The sequence below is a fragment of the Flavobacterium cupreum genome, assembly GCF_003996965.1.
GTDB lineage: Bacteria > Bacteroidota > Bacteroidia > Flavobacteriales > Flavobacteriaceae > Flavobacterium > Flavobacterium cupreum.
In genome coordinates, this window is sequence record NZ_QWDM01000020.1 from 40,260 (window position 1) to 59,423 (window position 19,164).

General features: G+C 36.5%; 15 protein-coding genes. 5 read left to right on the forward strand and 10 right to left on the reverse strand.

Annotation, left to right across the window (positions count from 1 at the left end):
• Positions 1-64 precede the first annotated feature (64 nt).
• The 4 genes from D0817_RS22290 to D0817_RS22305 form a co-directional block, all read right to left on the reverse strand.
• Positions 65-1,510: a serine hydrolase gene (locus D0817_RS22290; RefSeq protein ID WP_127340559.1), complete on the reverse strand. Its 1,446-nt coding sequence runs from the start codon at positions 1,508-1,510 to the stop codon at positions 65-67.
• 112 nt (positions 1,511-1,622) lie between these two features.
• Complete coding sequence (locus D0817_RS22295; protein WP_127340560.1) at positions 1,623-3,467, reverse strand: M56 family metallopeptidase; 1,845 nt, start codon at positions 3,465-3,467, stop codon at positions 1,623-1,625.
• 6 nt (positions 3,468-3,473) lie between these two features.
• Positions 3,474-3,842 (reverse strand): BlaI/MecI/CopY family transcriptional regulator, encoded by a 369-nt coding sequence (locus D0817_RS22300; RefSeq protein WP_127340561.1) that lies wholly within the window; start codon positions 3,840-3,842, stop codon positions 3,474-3,476.
• Between the two features lie 153 nt (positions 3,843-3,995).
• Positions 3,996-5,213 carry an MDR family MFS transporter gene (locus D0817_RS22305; RefSeq protein WP_127340562.1) on the reverse strand — a complete coding sequence of 406 codons (1,218 nt, stop codon included), beginning with the start codon at positions 5,211-5,213 and terminating at the stop codon, positions 3,996-3,998.
• Between the two features lie 97 nt (positions 5,214-5,310).
• On the opposite strand from D0817_RS22305, the gene D0817_RS22310 reads away from it, so the two are divergent.
• The 5 genes from D0817_RS22310 (at position 5,311) to D0817_RS22330 (ending at position 9,116) form a co-directional block, all read left to right on the forward strand.
• The gene (locus D0817_RS22310; protein WP_127340563.1) at positions 5,311-5,910 is read left to right on the forward strand and encodes a DUF1684 domain-containing protein; all 600 of its coding nucleotides are present in this window, start codon (positions 5,311-5,313) and stop codon (positions 5,908-5,910) included.
• On the forward strand, positions 5,910-6,557 hold the full coding sequence (locus D0817_RS22315) for a TatD family hydrolase (protein ID WP_127340564.1): 648 nt from the start codon (positions 5,910-5,912) through the stop codon (positions 6,555-6,557). The genes D0817_RS22310 and D0817_RS22315 overlap by 1 nt, the downstream gene beginning before the upstream one ends.
• A 72-nt stretch (positions 6,558-6,629) precedes the next feature.
• Positions 6,630-7,346: a tRNA threonylcarbamoyladenosine dehydratase gene (locus D0817_RS22320; protein ID WP_127340565.1), complete on the forward strand. Its 717-nt coding sequence runs from the start codon at positions 6,630-6,632 to the stop codon at positions 7,344-7,346.
• Between the two features lie 191 nt (positions 7,347-7,537).
• Entirely contained in the window at positions 7,538-8,200 is a 663-nt protein-coding gene (locus D0817_RS22325) for an HAD family hydrolase (RefSeq protein ID WP_127340566.1), read from the forward strand.
• A gap of 73 nt (positions 8,201-8,273) precedes the next feature.
• Positions 8,274-9,116 (forward strand): DUF2911 domain-containing protein, encoded by an 843-nt coding sequence (locus D0817_RS22330; protein WP_127340567.1) that lies wholly within the window; start codon positions 8,274-8,276, stop codon positions 9,114-9,116.
• Positions 9,117-9,374: 258 nt separating this feature from the next.
• Here D0817_RS22330 and D0817_RS22335 read toward each other — a convergent pair whose 3' ends face one another.
• The 6 genes from D0817_RS22335 to D0817_RS22360 all read right to left on the reverse strand — a co-directional run bounded on the left by D0817_RS22335 (position 9,375) and on the right by D0817_RS22360 (position 19,115).
• Positions 9,375-10,001, reverse strand: a complete 627-nt coding sequence (locus D0817_RS22335; RefSeq protein ID WP_127340568.1) for an MCP four helix bundle domain-containing protein — start codon at positions 9,999-10,001, stop codon at positions 9,375-9,377.
• A 130-nt stretch (positions 10,002-10,131) separates the two neighbouring features.
• Complete coding sequence (locus D0817_RS22340) at positions 10,132-11,862, reverse strand: sodium:solute symporter family protein (protein WP_127340569.1); 1,731 nt, start codon at positions 11,860-11,862, stop codon at positions 10,132-10,134.
• A gap of 121 nt (positions 11,863-11,983) precedes the next feature.
• The gene (locus tag D0817_RS22345; RefSeq protein ID WP_127340570.1) at positions 11,984-14,515 is read right to left on the reverse strand and encodes a PIG-L family deacetylase; all 2,532 of its coding nucleotides are present in this window, start codon (positions 14,513-14,515) and stop codon (positions 11,984-11,986) included.
• A gap of 181 nt (positions 14,516-14,696) precedes the next feature.
• Positions 14,697-16,319 carry an LVIVD repeat-containing protein gene (locus D0817_RS22350; RefSeq protein WP_127340571.1) on the reverse strand — a complete coding sequence of 541 codons (1,623 nt, stop codon included), beginning with the start codon at positions 16,317-16,319 and terminating at the stop codon, positions 14,697-14,699.
• Positions 16,320-16,534: 215 nt separating this feature from the next.
• Complete coding sequence (locus tag D0817_RS22355; protein ID WP_127340572.1) at positions 16,535-17,068, reverse strand: hypothetical protein; 534 nt, start codon at positions 17,066-17,068, stop codon at positions 16,535-16,537.
• Between the two features lie 220 nt (positions 17,069-17,288).
• Positions 17,289-19,115, reverse strand: a complete 1,827-nt coding sequence (locus D0817_RS22360) for a BamA/TamA family outer membrane protein (RefSeq protein ID WP_127340573.1) — start codon at positions 19,113-19,115, stop codon at positions 17,289-17,291.
• Positions 19,116-19,164: the final 49 nt, after the last annotated feature.

Consider the following 19,164-nt stretch of genomic DNA (forward strand, 5'->3'; position numbering starts at 1 on the left):
GATATAAAAAAGACTTTGCTAAACTGCAAAGTCTTTCTGAGTAATAGTAATTTGTATTTGTAAACTAGTAAAGTTTTAGAATAAGGTTTTTGTCGCCGCTATTTTCCTTGTTCGAAATATTTTCGGGAGCTTCCACCCAGCCTGTTTTATTGATCACAAATTTAAAAGTATTGGGGTAATCTTTTTTAAAGTTGCATACAGGAACGGATAATTCAAAAGTATTTTTGTTTTTTCGAATCATTTGATAGTTCTTGTCTTCAGTATTCCAGTTGTTAAAAGAACCGGCAACGGAGACGCTTTTTACCAAATCTGAATTAAAAAATGTATTGTATTCGTAGGTAAATTGTACCGAATTACCTTTTATTTTATATCCGTAAATTCCTTTTTGTGATTCTTTTACTGGCAATAGCGCTAAGGCTAATTTTGCAGCGGCATGTCCGATGGCACTGCTGGTATTCTGATCACTTACATTTACAATAACAGAGATTCCCAATTTACTTTCAGGATATACCAAAAACATATTTTGTGTACCGAAAGCCCCACCATGTTTCCAGCTGTTTTTCCCAAAACCGCTTACTTCAATTCCATCCCAAAAATAACCGTTCCACATGGTTTCGCTATCCAGAAGATTTCGTTGTGATTCTACAGCAAGTTTATTTTTAGTATCCAGTTCGAAGGCCAGCAACTTTACCAAATCTCCCAAAGTCGACTTGATACCACCGGCTGCTCCCCATAAATTATCTGATAAATTTGGCATTAGAATATTCTTTGAATTATATCCGTTGGCAATTATGGTATTCGGACTTAGATGAAGCTGCGTATCGTTTAAGGCTAATTTGTCGAAAATATTTTCTTTGAGTAAAGTTTCATAGTTCTTATGATACACATTTTCCAGAATGTGTGCAGTAAGCTGAACGCTGCCGTTACTGTATTTAAATTTTTTACCGGGTAAAGTATCCAGTTTCATGGCATGTAAGCCCTGAAAAAAGGTTGCTTTGTTGTACGAATCGTCCAGTCTTTTAAAGGCAAGATAGCTGGTGTCATTTATGTTTTTTCTGATTTCCGAATTATCAGGCAAATCATGGCTAAATCCCGTTCTGAACGATAACAAATCCCGAAACCTGATCGCTTTTCCCTCATATTCTAAATTAGGGTAATCACCGGTAATGTATTTTCGAATATCATCATCCAGATTTATTTTTTTTTCTAAAACGGCTTGAGCCACGAGCAAACCCGTGAATAATTTTGTAATGGAAGCCACTTCGAAAGTCGTAGCGTTGGTGGCGGTATTACCCTTTCCTTTGTCTATTTCCCCATAATGTTTCGTATAGGTTTTGCCATCTTTCACAACGCCTACAGAAACTGAATTTGCTTTTGCTTCTTTCAGCAAATCTGCGGCACTTTTATCCATTAGGAATAAAATCTCTTTTTCGGTCAGGGCTTCTGATTTTTGTTGCGCCTTACCTGAAAAGCAAAGTATTAAAAATAAAATACATACTATTTTTTTCATTGTAACAGGATTCAAATAAATTAGAATTGATTTTTTGACGTAAAAAAAACCAGTGTGGTGCACTGGTTTTTTTATGATTCTGATAAGTTATACGTTTTTAAACTTTTACGCATTAATTATTTTGTCTGTTGGCTCTTTCTTTTTCCTGTTTAGCCATATCTTTTTGATGTTGAATCATGTCTTTTTGATGCTGCTTCATGTCTTTCTCCTGTTGCTTCATATCTTTAGCGTGCTGTTTCATGTCTTTTTCATATTGCTTCATATCAATCGCATGCTGTTTCATGTCGATTTGATATTGTCTCTTATTGAAATTGACATTTTGATTGTTTTGCTGGTTAAATTTTTCCATATCAGCATTGAATTTCTCCATGGCAATGTCATATTTCTCCATTTCTTTTTCAAAAATAGCTTCACGTTTTGACATTACTTCTTCTACTTCTTTTTCGTAGGAAGCCATATCCGGTTCAAATGCCTCCATTTTTTTCTCAAATTCAGCCATTTCCTTTTCGAATTTTTTCATGGCTGCTTTATCGTTCACATTTCCTGGATGTGTGGGTGGTTTTGGCATATTGGCCATAGCCGATGCAGGGACCTGAGGCATAGGACCACCCGGAAAAGAGGGAGGTGTAGGTGGTGTTGGCGGAGTGGGAGTACCGTAAGCACCTGGAGCATCAGGAGCATTGGGAGCATCAGGAGCTTCAATATTTTCGACTTCTCTCATTTCATCATCCTGGTCTTCATCAGACCTGTCAATGTTTTTTATTTGCTCGTCGTCAGAAAAATTAAAACTGATTTTACCGCTTTTCTCCTTAATCACAATGATTCCGATTTTGTCAATTCCATTGGTAGATTCTGTCCTTTTTACTTTAACAGTTCCGTTTTTATTTTTCAATTCAATCTGAATGGAAGTGATCTGATTATCAGAATCTCTTTTTAATTCGGAAATAACTGCTGTAATCTGATGTTTTTCTTTTAAAATTTTAAGTCTTTCCTCAATTTCGGCATCAGTAGTAGTTTTGGAAATATTGAATACATCCATAGATTCTATCCCTTTAGGATCGATGTTTGTAATAGGGTCTGCTGCTTTCTCCTGTGCAATTGTTTTAACCTGAAATAATAAAACAAAGGCTAGAAGTGCCGGAATTATGGCATAATACTTTAAATAATTCCTCTTTTTTGATTGATTTTTGTTTAACATGACAATTCGTTTTTTGATTAATGATTGATAAAAATGATTGGTGATTGAAACACAGCTTTCATGAGCTGTTATTTTTAAAAGCGTGTACTGATACGCTTTTTTGTCGGATATTTTTTTGGCCGCTTCGCTATCTGCAATGAATTCAAGATTTTGAAGAATAGCTTTTTTATAAAGCCAGATAACAGGATTGAACCAAAACAGTACACAAAAGAGTCTTGAGATCAGAACATCAACAGTGTGATTCTGATCGCTATGTACCTTTTCATGCTCAATAATACTTTCTAATTCTGAGGCGCTGTACAGTGATGAGTTGTACACGATATAATCAAAATAAGAAAATGGGGCAATATTTTCATTGGTATCGATAAATTTAAAATCAGCTTGCTGTTGTACTTTTTTGCCTTTTAAAACCGAATTCAGGCTGTAAAAATCTATTCCGAATTTTACCAGAAAAGCCGTAAAACCAAGTGCGTAAATGGCAAGAGAAACCAGATTCCAGTCAATTTCAAAAGGCTCTTCCTGTATAGCATGCGGTGTAAAAGCAGGAGAGTAGCCCATATTGGAAACGGGTACAGGATCGATCCATACTACTTTAGTATACACTAAAAAAGGCAGTACCACAGCTGTAATCAGACCGGCCAGTAAAAACCATCTGTTGCTGTTGAAAAAAGTTTCCTTGCGCAGTAATAAATAATATGCAAAGTAAAACAAAGCCAGTAATCCACTTGATTTTGCGATAAAAATGAAAAGTGCTTCCATAAACGATTATTTTTCTTCTTTTGGATTTTCAATCATAGCCAGAATTTCGCGTAATTCTGCTGCGGATATTTTTTCTTCTTTGGCAAAAAACGAAACCATACTTTTATAAGAACTATTAAAATAATTATCAATAGCAGTACTCATAAACCCTTTTCGGTAATCCTCGATAGTCACAATTGGATAATACTGATGCGTGTTCCCAAAGGCATTATGGCTCACATATCCTTTTTCTTCCAGATTTCGTACAATAGTCGAAAGTGTATTATAATGAGGCTGATCTTCGGTTATTTCTGCCTGAACTTCCTTTACGAATGCTTTTTTAAGCTTCCATAAAATGTGCATGATTTCTTCTTCTTTGTTCGTTAGCTTTTGCATGTTTTCTAATTTTAATTCAAACCTACAACTATTTTTCTAGTTACACAACTATAAAAATAGTTATTTAACTAAAATTTCAGTTTACAGCGTAGGAATTCAGTTCAATTTAAGATTAATAAATTGAAAATGAATAGTTTAAACTAGAATTAAAATTTAAGAGATTTTTTCGTCTATCAAAGCCTTCCTAATCCAGAAGCAGCAAAGTGTGGCCGCAACTCCGATGCACGCCATAAAAAACCAATTGATCTGATACCCCAGTCTGGAGATAATTTCGAAACCAACTTTGGAACTTACAATATGTGCAAGACTAAAACTCATGGTATAAAGTGCCATATACTGTCCTTCCTGACCACGTGGCGCGCGGCTTAAGGCAAATGCATTAGAGAAGGGGAAGGTTAGAATTTCACCTATAGAAATACAAATCATTGAAATCACTAATATTCCGGCCCAGACATTTATCAGTAATAAAAAGAAGCTTAACGACATGATAAAAGAGCCCAGAATGATAATCTTTATTTTAGGAAAGCCTTTGCGTTCCATAAAACCAACGGTCGGCATTTCTAACGCAAAAATCAAAAGGCCGTTTAGCGTCATTAGTAATCCTGTCTGAAATTCACTCAGGCCAAATTTTTCATTGTGATATAAAGGCAGAGTGGTAAAAAGCTGAAAGAAAATCATGGCGGTTACAAAACTCACGAATAAAAAAGCCCAGAATATAGTATCATGAAAAACCGATTTTACCGATTTAGCGCTTTCAATTTTATCCTCATGGGTTACTTTTTTCTTTTCCTTTACCAAAAGGGCAAAGATTAAAATAGAGACAATACACGAAGATCCGTCAACCCAGAATAATCCCTGATACCCGATTCCCATAATGATCAGGCCTCCTAAGGCAGGTCCGGCAGCAAAGCCAAGATTTACAGCCAGACGGACTAAAGTCAAAGCACGGGTTCTGTTTTCCGGTTTGGCATAAGCGCCTAAAGAAACAAACATCGCCGGCCGGAACATGTCTGCAATCACCATCAATATAAACATGGCAGCGCATAAAGCCCAGAAAGTGGTGATATACTGTACAAAGAAAAGCAAAACCCCACTGGTGAATAAACTAAAAATCATGATCTTATAAAATCCGATTTTATCGGACAACTTACCGCCAAGCCAGGAACCCAGCATCGATCCCAAACCAAACGAAACCATTATCCAGCCCACCTGATTATAGGTAAAATGAAGGTCTTCTTTTAAATATTTCGATAAAAACGGAAGCACCATGGTACCGGCGCGATTAATAAAAGTAACAAGTGTAAGGATCCAGATTTCCCTCGAAAATCCTCTGAAGTTATTGATGTAGTGGGTAAAAGCGGTCTTGAGCATTATAAAAAGGTTATTTGCAACAAAGTTAGAAAACTTTGTAACGTAGAGCGGTTGCTGCTTTGTTACTTTTAAACTATTTTTGCATAAAATTTCCAAGATGAAAAAAATTATCGCATTTGTTTTACTGCTGGCTTTTAATTTAGGCTTTAGCCAAAAGAAATTCAATAAAAGTGATGCCGAAAAATTTCAGAAGACGATCAACGCAGAATATGCTGACGCTAAGACCAGTCCGCTGATGGAAGAAGATCTAAAGTCATTTAAAACGCTGGATTTTTACCCGGTTAACGGTAAATATTTTGTGAATGCAAAATTGGTAAAAGCGAAAAACGAAAAGGTTTTTGAAATGAAAACCACGGGAACAAGAACACCAAAGTACATTAAATACGGAACTTTATATTTTAAGATAGATGGTGTTGCATTGCAATTGAATGTTTACAGAAGTATTGAGCTTTCTAAAACAAAAGAATATAAAGACCATTTGTTTTTGCCTTTTTCGGATTTGACTTCGGGGAAAGAAAGCTATATAGGCGGACGATATATTGATTTGAAAATTCCGAAAGGCGAGACCATCGCAGTTGATTTTAATCAGGCGTACAATCCGTATTGTGCTTACAACCACAAATATTCCTGCCCGTTGGTGCCTTTGGAAAATGATTTGAAAATCGAAATTAAAGCAGGTGTTAAAACCTTTCATTAATGGATTTTTTTAATTTTCATACCCATCGGTTCACAAACCAGTCTGATATTTTAGAACTGGTGAATCAATATCCGTGGGAATTTGATGCTTCAATTCCGTTGTATTCCATTGGAATTCATCCCTGGTATATTGAAGAAGACAGAGTTGATAACGATCTGAAAATTATAGAAGAAAAATTACAAACCCAAAATTGCCTGGCGATTGGCGAATGCGGGTTAGACAAACGAATTGAAATTCCACTGGAGCTGCAGACTTCAGTTTTCGAAAAACAATTGCTTCTTGCCGAAAAATACAAAAAACCGGTTGTGATTCATTGCGTGGCAGCTTTTCAGGAAGTGATGGCGATTAAGAAAAAGATGAAGGTAACGGTGCCGATGATTATTCATGGATTTTCAAAAAACAGCCAGCTTGCAGAGCAGTTGATAAAAGAAGGATTCTACCTTTCCTTTGGAAAATATTTATTAAGAAATCCGGAATTAAAAACTGTTTTTCAGCAAATCGCTAATGACCGTTTTTTTCTCGAAACAGATACAGTTGAAGAAACCATACAACAGGTTTACGATTTAGCCTCAAAGTATAAAAACTTAAATGATACTGAATTACGAGAGGTAATTTCAAGTAATTATAAAAGAGTATTCCATAAATAAAAAAGGTATTCAGCCCAAAAAAAACTGAAACCTGAAACAAAAAACATAAAAATTAAACAAAAAGACAGAGATATGGCAGAGTGGACAGAAAGAGCCGAGCTTTTATTTACCAAAAACGGATTAGAAAACCTGAAAAACTCCAATGTGCTGGTGGTTGGTTTAGGTGGTGTCGGATCATTTGCAGCTGAGTTTCTGGCCAGGGCCGGAGTAGGAAGCATGACTATTGTTGATGGCGACGTGGTAGACATTACCAATATCAACAGACAATTACCGGCTTTGCATTCTACAGTTGGCGAAGCCAAGATCAAGATTGTAGGAGATCGTTTAATGGATATAAACCCGGAACTAAAACTAACACGTGTTCAGGAATTTTTATCTCCGGAACGTGCCTTTGAAATCGTTTCGCCCGAGTTTGATTACGTTTTGGACTGTATCGACAGTATTACGCCTAAACTGAATCTGATTTTTGCAGCTAAACGCAAAAGAGTAAAAATCATCAGCAGTATGGGCGCAGGAGGGAAAATGCTGGCCTCCAAAGTAAAAGTAGCAGATATCTCCAAAACCATAAACTGCTATTTCTCCAAAACAATCCGCAAACGTCTTAGAGAAGCAAAAATCAACAAGCTGAAAGTAGTTTTCTCTTCTGAAATCCAGGACACCAAAAGCTTAAAACTGACAGACGGTAAAAATTTCAAAAAATCATTTTACGGAACCAACAGTTATATGCCCGGATTATTTGGACTTCATGCCGCAGAAACTGTCATAAGACATTTGCTTAAGAAGGAATAGTTTCAGGTTTCAGGTTTCAAGTTTGAAGTTTCAAGTTTCATGTTTGAAGTTTTAAAACATTCACAAAGTTACCACACCATATAACCTGAAACTTGAAACCTGAAACCTGAAACCTGAAACAAAAAAAAACAAAAATAAACCTCAGAACCTTAGCCCCTTAGCCACTTAGCCACTTAGCCCCTTAAAAAAAAATGATAAAAACAGTAATTTTTGATATGGATGGTGTTATTGTAGACACAGAACCCGTTCACCGTTATTCGTATTACAAACAATTCTCTGAACTGGATATTGATGTGTCGGAAGAAATGTACACTTCGTTTACGGGATTTTCCACGCGTAATACCTTTCAGGCCCTAAAAGGATTTTTTCCAACGATAGAGCAGGAAGTAGAGGATTTGATTCAGAGAAAAAGAAATATTTTTAATGATGCCTTTGATACTAAAGAAGATCTGTATCTGCTGGAAGGAGTACACGATCTGATCAAGGATTTGTATGCAAGCGGAATTCAGTTAATACTGGCTTCGTCAGCCTCAAAAGTAACAATTGAACGCGTTTTTACCCGATTTAAACTTCACCCGTATTTTACGGATATCGTAAGTGGTGAAGATTTTCCGCAGTCAAAACCCGACCCCGCTATTTTTCTTCATGCAGCCTCGCTGTCAGTCGCACCAAAGGAAAATTGTATTGTAATTGAAGACAGCACCAATGGCGTAAAGGCAGCCAAAGCCGCAAATCTGTTGTGTATAGGTTATAATAGCCATCATTCTAAATTACAGGACCTGTCTACTGCAGATTTCATTATTAATGATTTTAAGGAATTAAATGCTGAAAAAATATCACAGTTTGGAACCTGAATTATATAAAATTTAACATTTGTTAGGGGATTGAATTTGTAAATTTGAACAAAACAAATAAACTTAAGACTAAATGAAAAAATTACTTATTGCATTAACCATTATAATGGCACCTTTTGTATCGGAAGCGCAGATAAAAACACCACAAGCGAGTCCAAAAGCCTACATCAAACAAACCGTTGGTTTAACAGATGTTGAAGTTACCTATTCACGACCAGGTGCGAGAGGAAGAGCTGTATTCGGAAATTTAGTTCCGTTTGGAAAATTGTGGAGAACCGGTGCTAACGAAAACACTATAATCAACTTTAGCGATGATGTGGTGATTGATGGTAAAACATTAAAAAAAGGAAAATATGCAATTTATACTATTCCTAAAATTGAAAGCTGGGAAGTGATTTTCTATCTTTCCACTGATAATTGGGGATTACCGGAAAACTGGAATGATGCCTATGTGGCTTTGAGAACGACCGTTAAAGAAAATGCTTTACCAACTCCGGTTGAAACTTTTACGATTGGAATTAATGGTTTAGATCCAAATTTTGCCTTTCTTGAAATTGCCTGGGAAAATTCACATGTGGCTTTAAAATTTGAAGTTCCGACTGCAAAAACGGCAACAACCAGCATTGATAAAACTCTGGCAGGACCAACATCAAACGATTATTTTGCTGCAGCACAATACCTGTTCCAATCTAACGGAAACATTGCAGACGCAAGAAGTTATGTTGATAAATCTTTGGATATGAGTACTGATAAACCTTATTTTATCTTGCGATTAAAATCATTGATCCAGGCCAAACAAGGCGATAAAAAAGGAGCGATCGAAACGGCAAAACTTTCTTTAGCTGCTGCTGAAACAGCCAACAATCAGGATTATGTAAAAATGAACAAAGACAGCATCGCTGAGTGGAGCAGATAACAAATTCTTTGAATTTTTGAAATTCCAAAATATTTAAAATCCAAATTCCAATTTATTGGGATTTGGATTTTTTTTATCTGTAAACCATGATTTGAATTTTTGAAATTCCAAAATATTAAAATACCAAATTCCAATTTATGGAGATTTGTGTTTTTTATAACGCATAACTTATAACCAAAACTCACAACCCAAAACCCAAAACTCAAAACTCAAAACCCATAACTCAAAACTCACAACTCACAACTCACAACTCATAACTCAATTCAAACTCGGCGGTTCCGGGATCCGGATTGTTTTTTTCTTTTTTATAATTAATAAATAGAAGGTGATTCCGCCCAGAATAATAAGCAAAGCAATCTGAAGCTGTCCGAGGCTATTGTTCCCGATGTACATCTCATTTGCCGCTTTTAGTTTTGCTTTTCCTTCGGTGATCTGAATTTCAGACAACAATTCTAAAGTTCTCAAAGCTTCAGCACCTGATTGCGAAACCTGTTTCCAGTTATTGTTTTGCGATTGTAACCGGATGGTTTCACAGGAATTTAAAAAAGCCTCAAAATACGTTTTCTCTTTTGGCGTCAAAACCGTTTTGCTGTATAAATCATCTATGGAATGAATGACTTTTAAGGTCGTAGTAATTTCATTCTTTTTGATGGTATCGCTCAGATGTAGCTGTTCTGCTTCTGTTTTTATAAAATGAATCTCTTTCGAATACTGAAAAATATAGTGTGCCACAACCAGTCGGTCTTTATAAATGGCATTGATATTTTCGTTGACATTTTTCGAGTTCTCAAGCGTATTGAAATTGCTAACAATAATGATAAGCATCACAACAAGCAAAATGAAAGCAGCTTTGGTTTTATTGCTGTATTTTTTTAAATCTTTCATAATGATGCCTTTATCAATGATTAGCTTCTCAAAGATAGATAATTTAGCAACAGAGTTCCTCAAATTGACATGAGAAGAATCCGTTACATCAGTAAAATCCGTGTGCTGTCTTTATATATAAAACCTAAAACTACAATTCATTCATTTCAAGTTCATTTCTCTTAAATACCAAAAGCTGCATTAATAATGATAAGACAATCGTCAAAATTGCACCAATGAAATTCAGCCATAAATAACCCAGTTTTTCCTGTCCGCTTGGGTAGATGTAGATCATGAAATAATAGATTACAAAAATGGTGATCTGACTAATGATGGCACTGTAAAACATGGCTTTCGCCTGAACGCGACGCAGGTAAAAACCAACTAAGAAGATTCCCAAAACGGTTCCGTAAAAAATGGAGCCAATAATGTTGACCAACTGTATCAGGTTTTCAAACAAAGTACCTACGCAGGCAAACAAAATGGCAATAATTCCCCAGAAAAGCGTGAAAAATTTGGTTGCATTTAAGTAATGCTTCTCCGATTTTTCGGTTTTCAGATTTCGTTTGTAAATATCTATGGCGGTTGTAGAAGCCAAAGCATTCAACCCTGATGCTGTCGAGGACATGGCAGCGGAAAGAATCACAGCCAGCAGTAATCCGATAAGGCCTTTTGGTAAATAATGCAGGATGAAGTGAAAAAACACATAATCCTTATCATTGGTTTCACTGTTACTGTCCGCTTTAGAAATGATTTCTTTGGCACGGTCCCGCAAATCTTTTTCCTTATTGGATAATGCCACCAGTTCTTTTCTCAAGATAGGATTGTCATAATCCTGATTCAGCTGATCGATGTATAATAAATTGATTACTTTTTTATCTTCAGAAAGGGTATTCAGTTTTTTTTCTAAAACATGATATTCTTCTTTAAAAGCGGATTTTTCAATGACAATTTTATTATTCGGATTGAAATTTAACGGTACCGGGTTAAACTGGAAGAATACAAAAACCATTACACCCGTAAGCAGGATAAAAAACTGCATTGGCACTTTCAACAAGCCGTTCATGATAAGTCCCATCTGGCTCTCACGAACTGATTTTCCGGATAAGTAACGTCCCACCTGCGACTGATCGGTTCCAAAATAGGCAAGCGCCAGGAAAAAACCACCGGTAATGCCACTCCAGAACGTATATTTTTCTTCGGGATTAAAGGAAAAATCAACAATATTCATTTTATCATTTGCTCCTGCAATATGAAGTGCACTGGTAAAAGTCATATCATTTGGAAGGTAATGCAAAATCAGGAAGAAAGTGATAAACATTCCGGTCATAATCACAAACATCTGCTGTTTTTGAGTGACATTCACCGCTTTGGTTCCCCCTGAAAAAGTATAAATAATAACCAATACCCCAATCATGATGTTCATAAAAGTCAGGTTCCAGCCTAAAAGTGCCGACAGGATAATGGCGGGAGCATAAATGGTAAGTCCGGTTCCGAGGCCTCGTTGTACCAGAAAAAGAATGGCCGCCAGCGATCGTGTTTTTATGTCAAAACGTTTTTCAAGAAATTCATAGGCTGTAAAAACTTTACTTTTATGATACAGCGGAATAAAAGTAAAACAGATGACAATCATGGCAATCGGCAATCCAAAGTAAAATTGCACAAAACCCATTCCGTCATGATACGCCTGTCCCGGAGTCGACAAGAAGGTAATCGCACTTGCCTGAGTGGCCATTACAGAAAGTCCAACGGTATACCAGGGGGTTTCATGATTTCCTAAAATGAAATCCTCGACATTTTTACTTCCCTTGGTTTTCCAGGAGCCGTACCCCACAATAAACAAAAGTGTAACGATAAGTACGATCCAGTCAAATAGTTGCATAAGTTATGAGTATAATTGCATGATTAGGAAAAAAATCAGAATGTAAACAGCATTGGCTACCAAAACATAGGTGTAGCTTTTTTTCCATTTTTTTGTTTTTTTATCTTCCATTTTTGAATATTTATTTCTTTAATTCCTGTTTAGGAGCTTCTATAGGCTGTTTTAGTGAAATGATATTCGATAGTAACCGATACGCCCCGGCAACTCCTTCAGGCAGTTCCCTGAAAAAACTAAGACCTGTGTAAATATAGTATCCTTTCCCGTATGGCGCGACTAATAAGGCTCCGTTTTTCGGAGATTCCCCTTTGTCATGTGAGGATAGAATAGGAGTGAAGGCCGGGTCATACTGATCCGGATAATACAAGCCCTGTTCCTGTGTCCAGCCCTCAAAATCTTTAGTACTGATTTTATTGGGAGTATTTAAAACCGGGTGATTGGGTGCGAGAAACGTGATTTTTGCATTTTCTTCCGTCACACGGTCATTTGATATTTTTAAAGGATACGGTGCAATCTGATCGGTTACCGTTCTGCCGTACGTATTGTACTGAACAATCATGTTTTTACCACTTTTTACAAAATCGAAAAGTATTTTTTGTTTGTTGGCTAAAGCATTAACGGTATTGTAAGCACGAACTCCTGTAATGACTGCATTAAATGAATCCAGTTTTTCAGGTGTGATTTCTTCCGGTTTCAAAATAGTTACTTTATAGCCCATCTGAGTCAGGCTTTCAGGAACTTCATCACCTGCACCCATAATATATCCGATTGCATTTCCCGAAGTTTTCAGATCAATGCGGAGACATTTTGATTCTGCAGATTTTAAAACCATTTGCTTCGTAATATGACTGTAATCTATAATCGTCACATCTTTGTCAAAACGCTGATTCTCTATTGTGACAATGCTTTTTGCAACGGCTTCTTCCGGGTGAACTGGTGCTGTTACCTCAAAATAAAACGTTTGTTCCATTCCTTTTTTCTCTAACGCAAACGGAATTTGTTTTGGGGAAACCAGCCAGTCTTTCGGCAATTCCAATTGTACGTTTCCTTTGATGTCATCTTTTCCGGCGCGGACTTTTACAGGGACCATTTTACTTTTGGTATCCTTAAAAATCAAAACTTTTTCCAGGATTGAAGTGGTAGCTTCAGGGACTATATCAAGGAAATTATACATTTCGCCTTTTACACCGTCATTGTATTTGTAAACAACGATTCGCTCAAACGGAATTTCAACACCATTGATTTTTACGTTAAAAATGACTTTGACTTCTCTGATAATATCCGGAATTCCAATATTTTCCTGATTGGATACCGTATACATTCCGACACTGGCTTTTTCTTTTAGCCAATACGGTTGCGTATATTCGATTGTATTGGGAAGCTGAAGCTGTAAAGTAGTTTTCAGATCAGCATTGTTTTTTAAAATACTGTTTTGAATGGTATTTTTATGATCCGGCAGTGTCGTCACACTTGTTAATTCCATTTCGACAGCACATCTGTTAATGGCTTCAAGACTTAATTTAACGGTACTTCCGGGAGTGGCTTCCTGCTCGCTGGTAGCTGCTTCAAGATAAAGTCCCGAGCAGGATGCAATGATGTTTTTAATGGCAGAAGATTTCAGGCTTTTCCAGTGATCGTCTTCGAGCGATTCGATCATCGTGTAGGCTTTTATTAAGTCAGGAATACTGGCCGATGGATTACTGAAGTCATATTTGGCTATAATTTTAGAAATTAATTCCCCAACCGGTTTTCCGTTTTTAATACGGTTCCACGTTGTGTCAATTCCATCAAATAACTGATCGCGGTCTTTTGGGCTATCACCGTTGATAAGTTCCAGATATTCTGTTTCATTTCCACGCGCCCCGGTACTTCCAAATCCCTGAGATTGGTGACGGCTGCGGCTCAGTGCGGCAATTTCCTGATTGGATTTTCCGATTCCGGTGTAATAAACCCCTGTTTCTAATTTGGTGAAATTGGATTTACTGGCTGCATCAAATTTTTCCTGGCTTCCGTAAAACCACCACGAAGTATTGAAAAACTGACGCTTAACCTGCCATGGTTTTACGTATTTTAACTGCTCAGGGTATATTTTCGGGTCATTGGTCAGATTAAAGCTTTCAACGCTTAACATGGCAGAGGATGTGTGGTGTCCGTGTGTGGTACCCGGAGATCTGTGATCAAACCGATTGATAATGACATCCGGCTGGAATTTTCGTATGGTCCAGACTACGTCCGAAAGTACCTTGTCTTTGTCCCAGATTTTGAGCGTTTCATCCGGATTTTTGGAATAGCCGAAATCATTTGCACGGGAAAAAAATTGTTCTCCGCCATCTATTTTTCGGGCTTCGATTAGTTCCTGCGTTCTTATAACACCTAATAATTCACGCAGTTGCGGACCAATTAAATTTTGACCTCCATCGCCCCGCGTTAATGACAAATATCCTGTTCTTGCATTTACGTCATTGGCCAAATACGAGATCAGACGCGTGTTTTCATCGTCGGGATGTGCCGCCAGATACAATACGGAACCTAAAAAGTTTAATTTTTTGATTTGATTGTAAATTTCAACAGCATTTGGTTTTTGTGGTTGTTGTGCAAAAGAAATGAAAGTTCCAGCTAAAAAAATAAAAAGAATCTGTATCTGAATTTTTCGCATATTGTAATTAGGTGTTTTGAAAGAGCTTCAAAAATACTAATTATATTTTTGAAGATTATGTAAATGAAATGTTAATGGTCAATAATTGATTTAATTTTTTAATAAAAACAAAAAAAAGCTGTCAGAACTAATCTGACAGCTTTCTATGAAAAATCTATTTAACTGCCTGAGCAGTCTGCATTTATTTTAATTTATTTTCTGTGTCTTTGTAAGTTCCGGTAATCGTAACCGTACCGCTTTTGATCACTTTGCCGTAAATTGTTATAGAAGAGTCGTTACCAATAAAATTAATTTTAGCACCGTTGTTTAATCGTAAATCTCCCCAAATCACTACTGAACCTTCAATTTGAAGTAAGGCGTTGTTATTTATGATCAGTTCTGTTGAACTTAAAGGCAGGTATTTACCTTGTGCAAGGGTTCCTCTCATATTAAAAGTAGATCCGCTGTTTAAGGTTAAACCATTTAAAATACTGATAGAACCACAATGTGTTAAAACTGCACCGGAGTTTACAATAGCCGAATTAATAGCTGTTGCTCCCGAATATGATTTTACTTCATTTGAATTTAAAATCAGATTAGCGCCCTGATTGTAGATTCCAAATAGTGTACAGCTCGCAAAAGTTGTACTTGGTTTTTCCATCTTAATAATTTTTAAACCACCTGTTCCGCTGGCGACATAAATATAATCACCACTTGATTTTACATAGTTGGTAGAACCTGCAATTCCTAAGGTTCCTAATAAGTTTAGTTGCGTACCCGTTTTGTATACATTAAGGCCTAATGCACCATTGGCAACAAATGCATAACCATCGTTTACGGCAACAGCATTGGTAACATTATCTTCTCCTGCAGTCGCTATGGCAATAGTCTGCAATTTTGATCCGCTATTGCTGTCATAAACACCAAGACCTTTATATCCTTCAGCTATCAAAAGTTTTGTTCCGTCAAAATCCATTGTTCTTTTTGCACCGCTTACATCTGCAGATACTGTAAAGCTTTTTTGCAATGCCAGCGTCGACTGGCTGTAAATATTGACTCCCTTAGTTCCGCTTAAGGTTACAATTTTATCTCCGTTTAAGGCTATTGAACGCAAATCTGCCATAGGTGTTTTTCCTTCTACTGCTTTGCCTGAAGCATTCAGTTTAAACAAACTTCCATTGTCACCGGTTACAGCAAAATAAGAAGTGGCATTAGAAGCTACGTCAGTGGTAACTCTGCTTTCTAAATAGTTAGTGGTATATTTATCTGTAAGTAAACCTGAGCTCAATTGCATATTAATTACAATGGCAGGATTTGGTACAGACTGAAGTTTATCAATATCTGCTGCTCCTCCCAAAATTAAATTCCCATTCGAATAGGTAAGTGAAGTAATATCAGTATTGGCAATTAAGGCCGAAGTTACTAATTTTGGTTTATAAGGATCTGAAACATCAATAACATCAATGGCTCCGGAATATGCATCGCCTCTCATAATATAAGATACATAGGCGTAGTTTCCGTTTACGGCAACATGACTCGCTTGTAATGTTCTGCCCTGGCTGTCTACCGGTGGTTTTATTTCACCAATTTGCACTAAAGGAAAAGATGTCGAAGCAGTTGCAGCAGATTTTCCTGTAACTGAAGTGTTTTCGATTGAAATTACACCTGATGTAGTGAAATCTATTCTTTTACCTAATTCTGTTACATCATTGTTGATGGTAACGTTATTAACGGGTTGATTATCATTTGCATTATTGTCGTTATTATCGCAACATGCAAAAAGAAACAAAGTTAAAAATGAAAATAAATAAATATTCTTTTTCATAAATCTTTTGGTGTTTTTTAAAATTCGGTGCAAATGTAGGTTTTAATTCGATTAAAATAACATCCGAATTGTTAATAATTCACTCAAAATCACTATGTTATGAATTTATGTAAAAAATGCAATGATTTAACTAAAATTAGAAAAAAACAGAAGCAAAAAAAAGAGAGTATCCTGATTATGATACTCTCTTCCCTTTAATAATTTGCAATTTAGTATTATCTTCTTCCACCATGGTGATCATCGTGGTCATGTCTGTCGTGTTTATCATGATGGTTTCTATCATCATGTCTATCATGTCGTCTATCGTGTCTATCATGTCTGTAATCATTACGATGATGATCGTGACGATCATTATAACCATAAACCGGTCTTGGTCTGTAAGGTCTTTGTGGGGCACCGTGATACCCTTTGTAATATCTTACTTTATGTCTGTCAAAATAAGTATAAGGAGTTCTGCCGTGGTAGTCTGTCAAAACAACTTTGTACCCCCCGTACAAATCATAATTGCGGTATTGTCTTGGCAAACGAGCAGTTCTGACCCATCTTCCTCCTCCAAAATAAATAAATTGTGAAGCTCTTACATCGTAATATGCTTCGATGTCCGGTAAGTAATAGTATTCCATTTCGGCATAACCTGAAGGACCCCATGCAGGAGGACTTCCTATATTTACGTTTACAGATACCTGAGCTTGTGTAGCACTTGCAACCAAAAGAAACAGTCCCGCGATTGCTATTTTAATTGTTTTCATTTTTTTTAGTTTTATGTTAATTAATCGTAATGATCGATATTCATATACTGTGCCAAAAATAAAAACTAAATGCATTCGACCGATAAAAAAGCTGTTTTATCGATGGGTTATTTTTAATTGTTTTGGAAATGTTTGATTATTAATATCTTATAAAATGGTTAAAATTTAAAAGAAAATTACTTTTTAAAGAAAAATAAGAGAAAGGATTCTCATTTTAAACTTATTTATATTCTACAACTCTTGGTTTGGCCAGCTCAAAAGTTTGCAGTCCATAATCTGTCGTTTCAAAAGTATTGGTTTTCGTAACATTATCGCCCTGCAACGGAATGGTAGGATAGTAGGACAGCGACAGTTGAAAAGAACTGAAAACCAGATAATCATTACTGATCACTAAACCTATAGTGAATTTATGGTACGGTTTATTTTTAAACATGGCATGATTTTGACTTCCAAGTATGGCCGCAGTATAATTAAAAAACGGATTCATACGAAATCCCCAAAGGGCGTGAGGGGCGTAGGTCTGTGTTTGTAAGGACAAAAGTACTTTGCTTGTCCCGTACAAAGCAGTGTTAAACCCCGCCAATCCTTCGCGGTCATTAATATTAAGCTGATCGCCAATAACATCGACACGATTGATACCCAATACAAATTTAGGATTAATAAATTGTCTTATTTTCCAGTTTCCGATGCTATAGAGTTTTGTAAAATAATTAGATTCAAACAACAAGGTCGTCTGATATGTTTTGGACTGATGAATGAAAGTTCCGGCTTCAAAATTCATGCTCAGAAATCCCAATCGGTAATAATTACCAAAAGAAAACTGCGCCCCGACATAGGGCCTCCAGAACGTGTTTTTATATTGATACCCAAATGTGATCCCGTAAATTCTGCCTATGGGGACATCTTCTGTCTGTCCGTTTCTAAAGATATAGCTGTCTTTGACGAACCTTCGCGTATTAACTCCGACACCACTTAAAATTAATTTTTCATCCGAATAATAATCTGTGGGATCAAAATCCCTGGACGGACTTTCTTTGTAGTCAATATTCAAAAATCGCCCGGATACAATCAGATTCGTTATTCCGTTAGCTTCATCTTCAAAAACCTTTGCGGCTTTTCCGGCCCAGAGGTCATGATAATCATACTTAAAAGGCTGAAAATAATAATTTAAATCCGGTCCCTGCAAACTATCCCGTCTGAAACTCTGTCCGAGTAATATTCCTCCAGCCCATTTGGTTAAGGGAGAATAAAAGGCCCGTTCGAAATCAACACTTTTACTATAATTATTGTCGAGATCCATGTTGTATTTTAAGGTCGTACTGATGAACGTATTGACAATATTCGGAACAGTGTAGGTAACATCGCTGCCGTTTGCACCGTCCTTAAAACGATTGGTAAAACGATAATCCAATTGCTGTCCTGAACCGAAAAAATCTTTTTCTTTCATCCCTACGGCAATCCTGTTGCTTGAAAAAGACAATCGGGGAATAGTACTCCATGAATCTAAAACACGAATGGTAACATCAATGGAATCCGATTCTTTGCTTACTAGTTTTCTGGTAATTTTTACCGCAGTCACATATCGCTGCGATCGGATAATACGCTCACTTTCCAGCACTTTATAAGCGTCATAAGGTGTATTTCTTTTAAATAACAGCAGATTATAAATAGCTATTTTTTTGGTTTTTAAATGGAGTTTATTACCGGTTCTTTCTCCCCAGTTTCGTGGCATAGCTGTAGAATCTACTACCGAGTGCCCGAAAGGATCCAAAGTCACTACGTTTATTTTGCGTATGATCTTACCATCGTAATTGGTAGTGTCTTTTTCTATAATTTCAGCTTCTCTTTTTCGCGGTTTATTGGTTCTGAAAAGCCATTTATGCAGGGTTTTGGTAAACTTGCGCTTTTTAGAATAATTCTGAATTTTTTTATAAACTGCTGCACTGTCTTTAACGGGCTCCTTTTTAGGTTTATCTACTTGTGCGCAGACGCTTTGCAGGCACAGGCAAAGTAAAACAGCAATTACTATTTTTAATTTTAGAAACATTCAGATGTATTTTGACTTTTACAGATTTTGTATGAATGTAAGATAAATA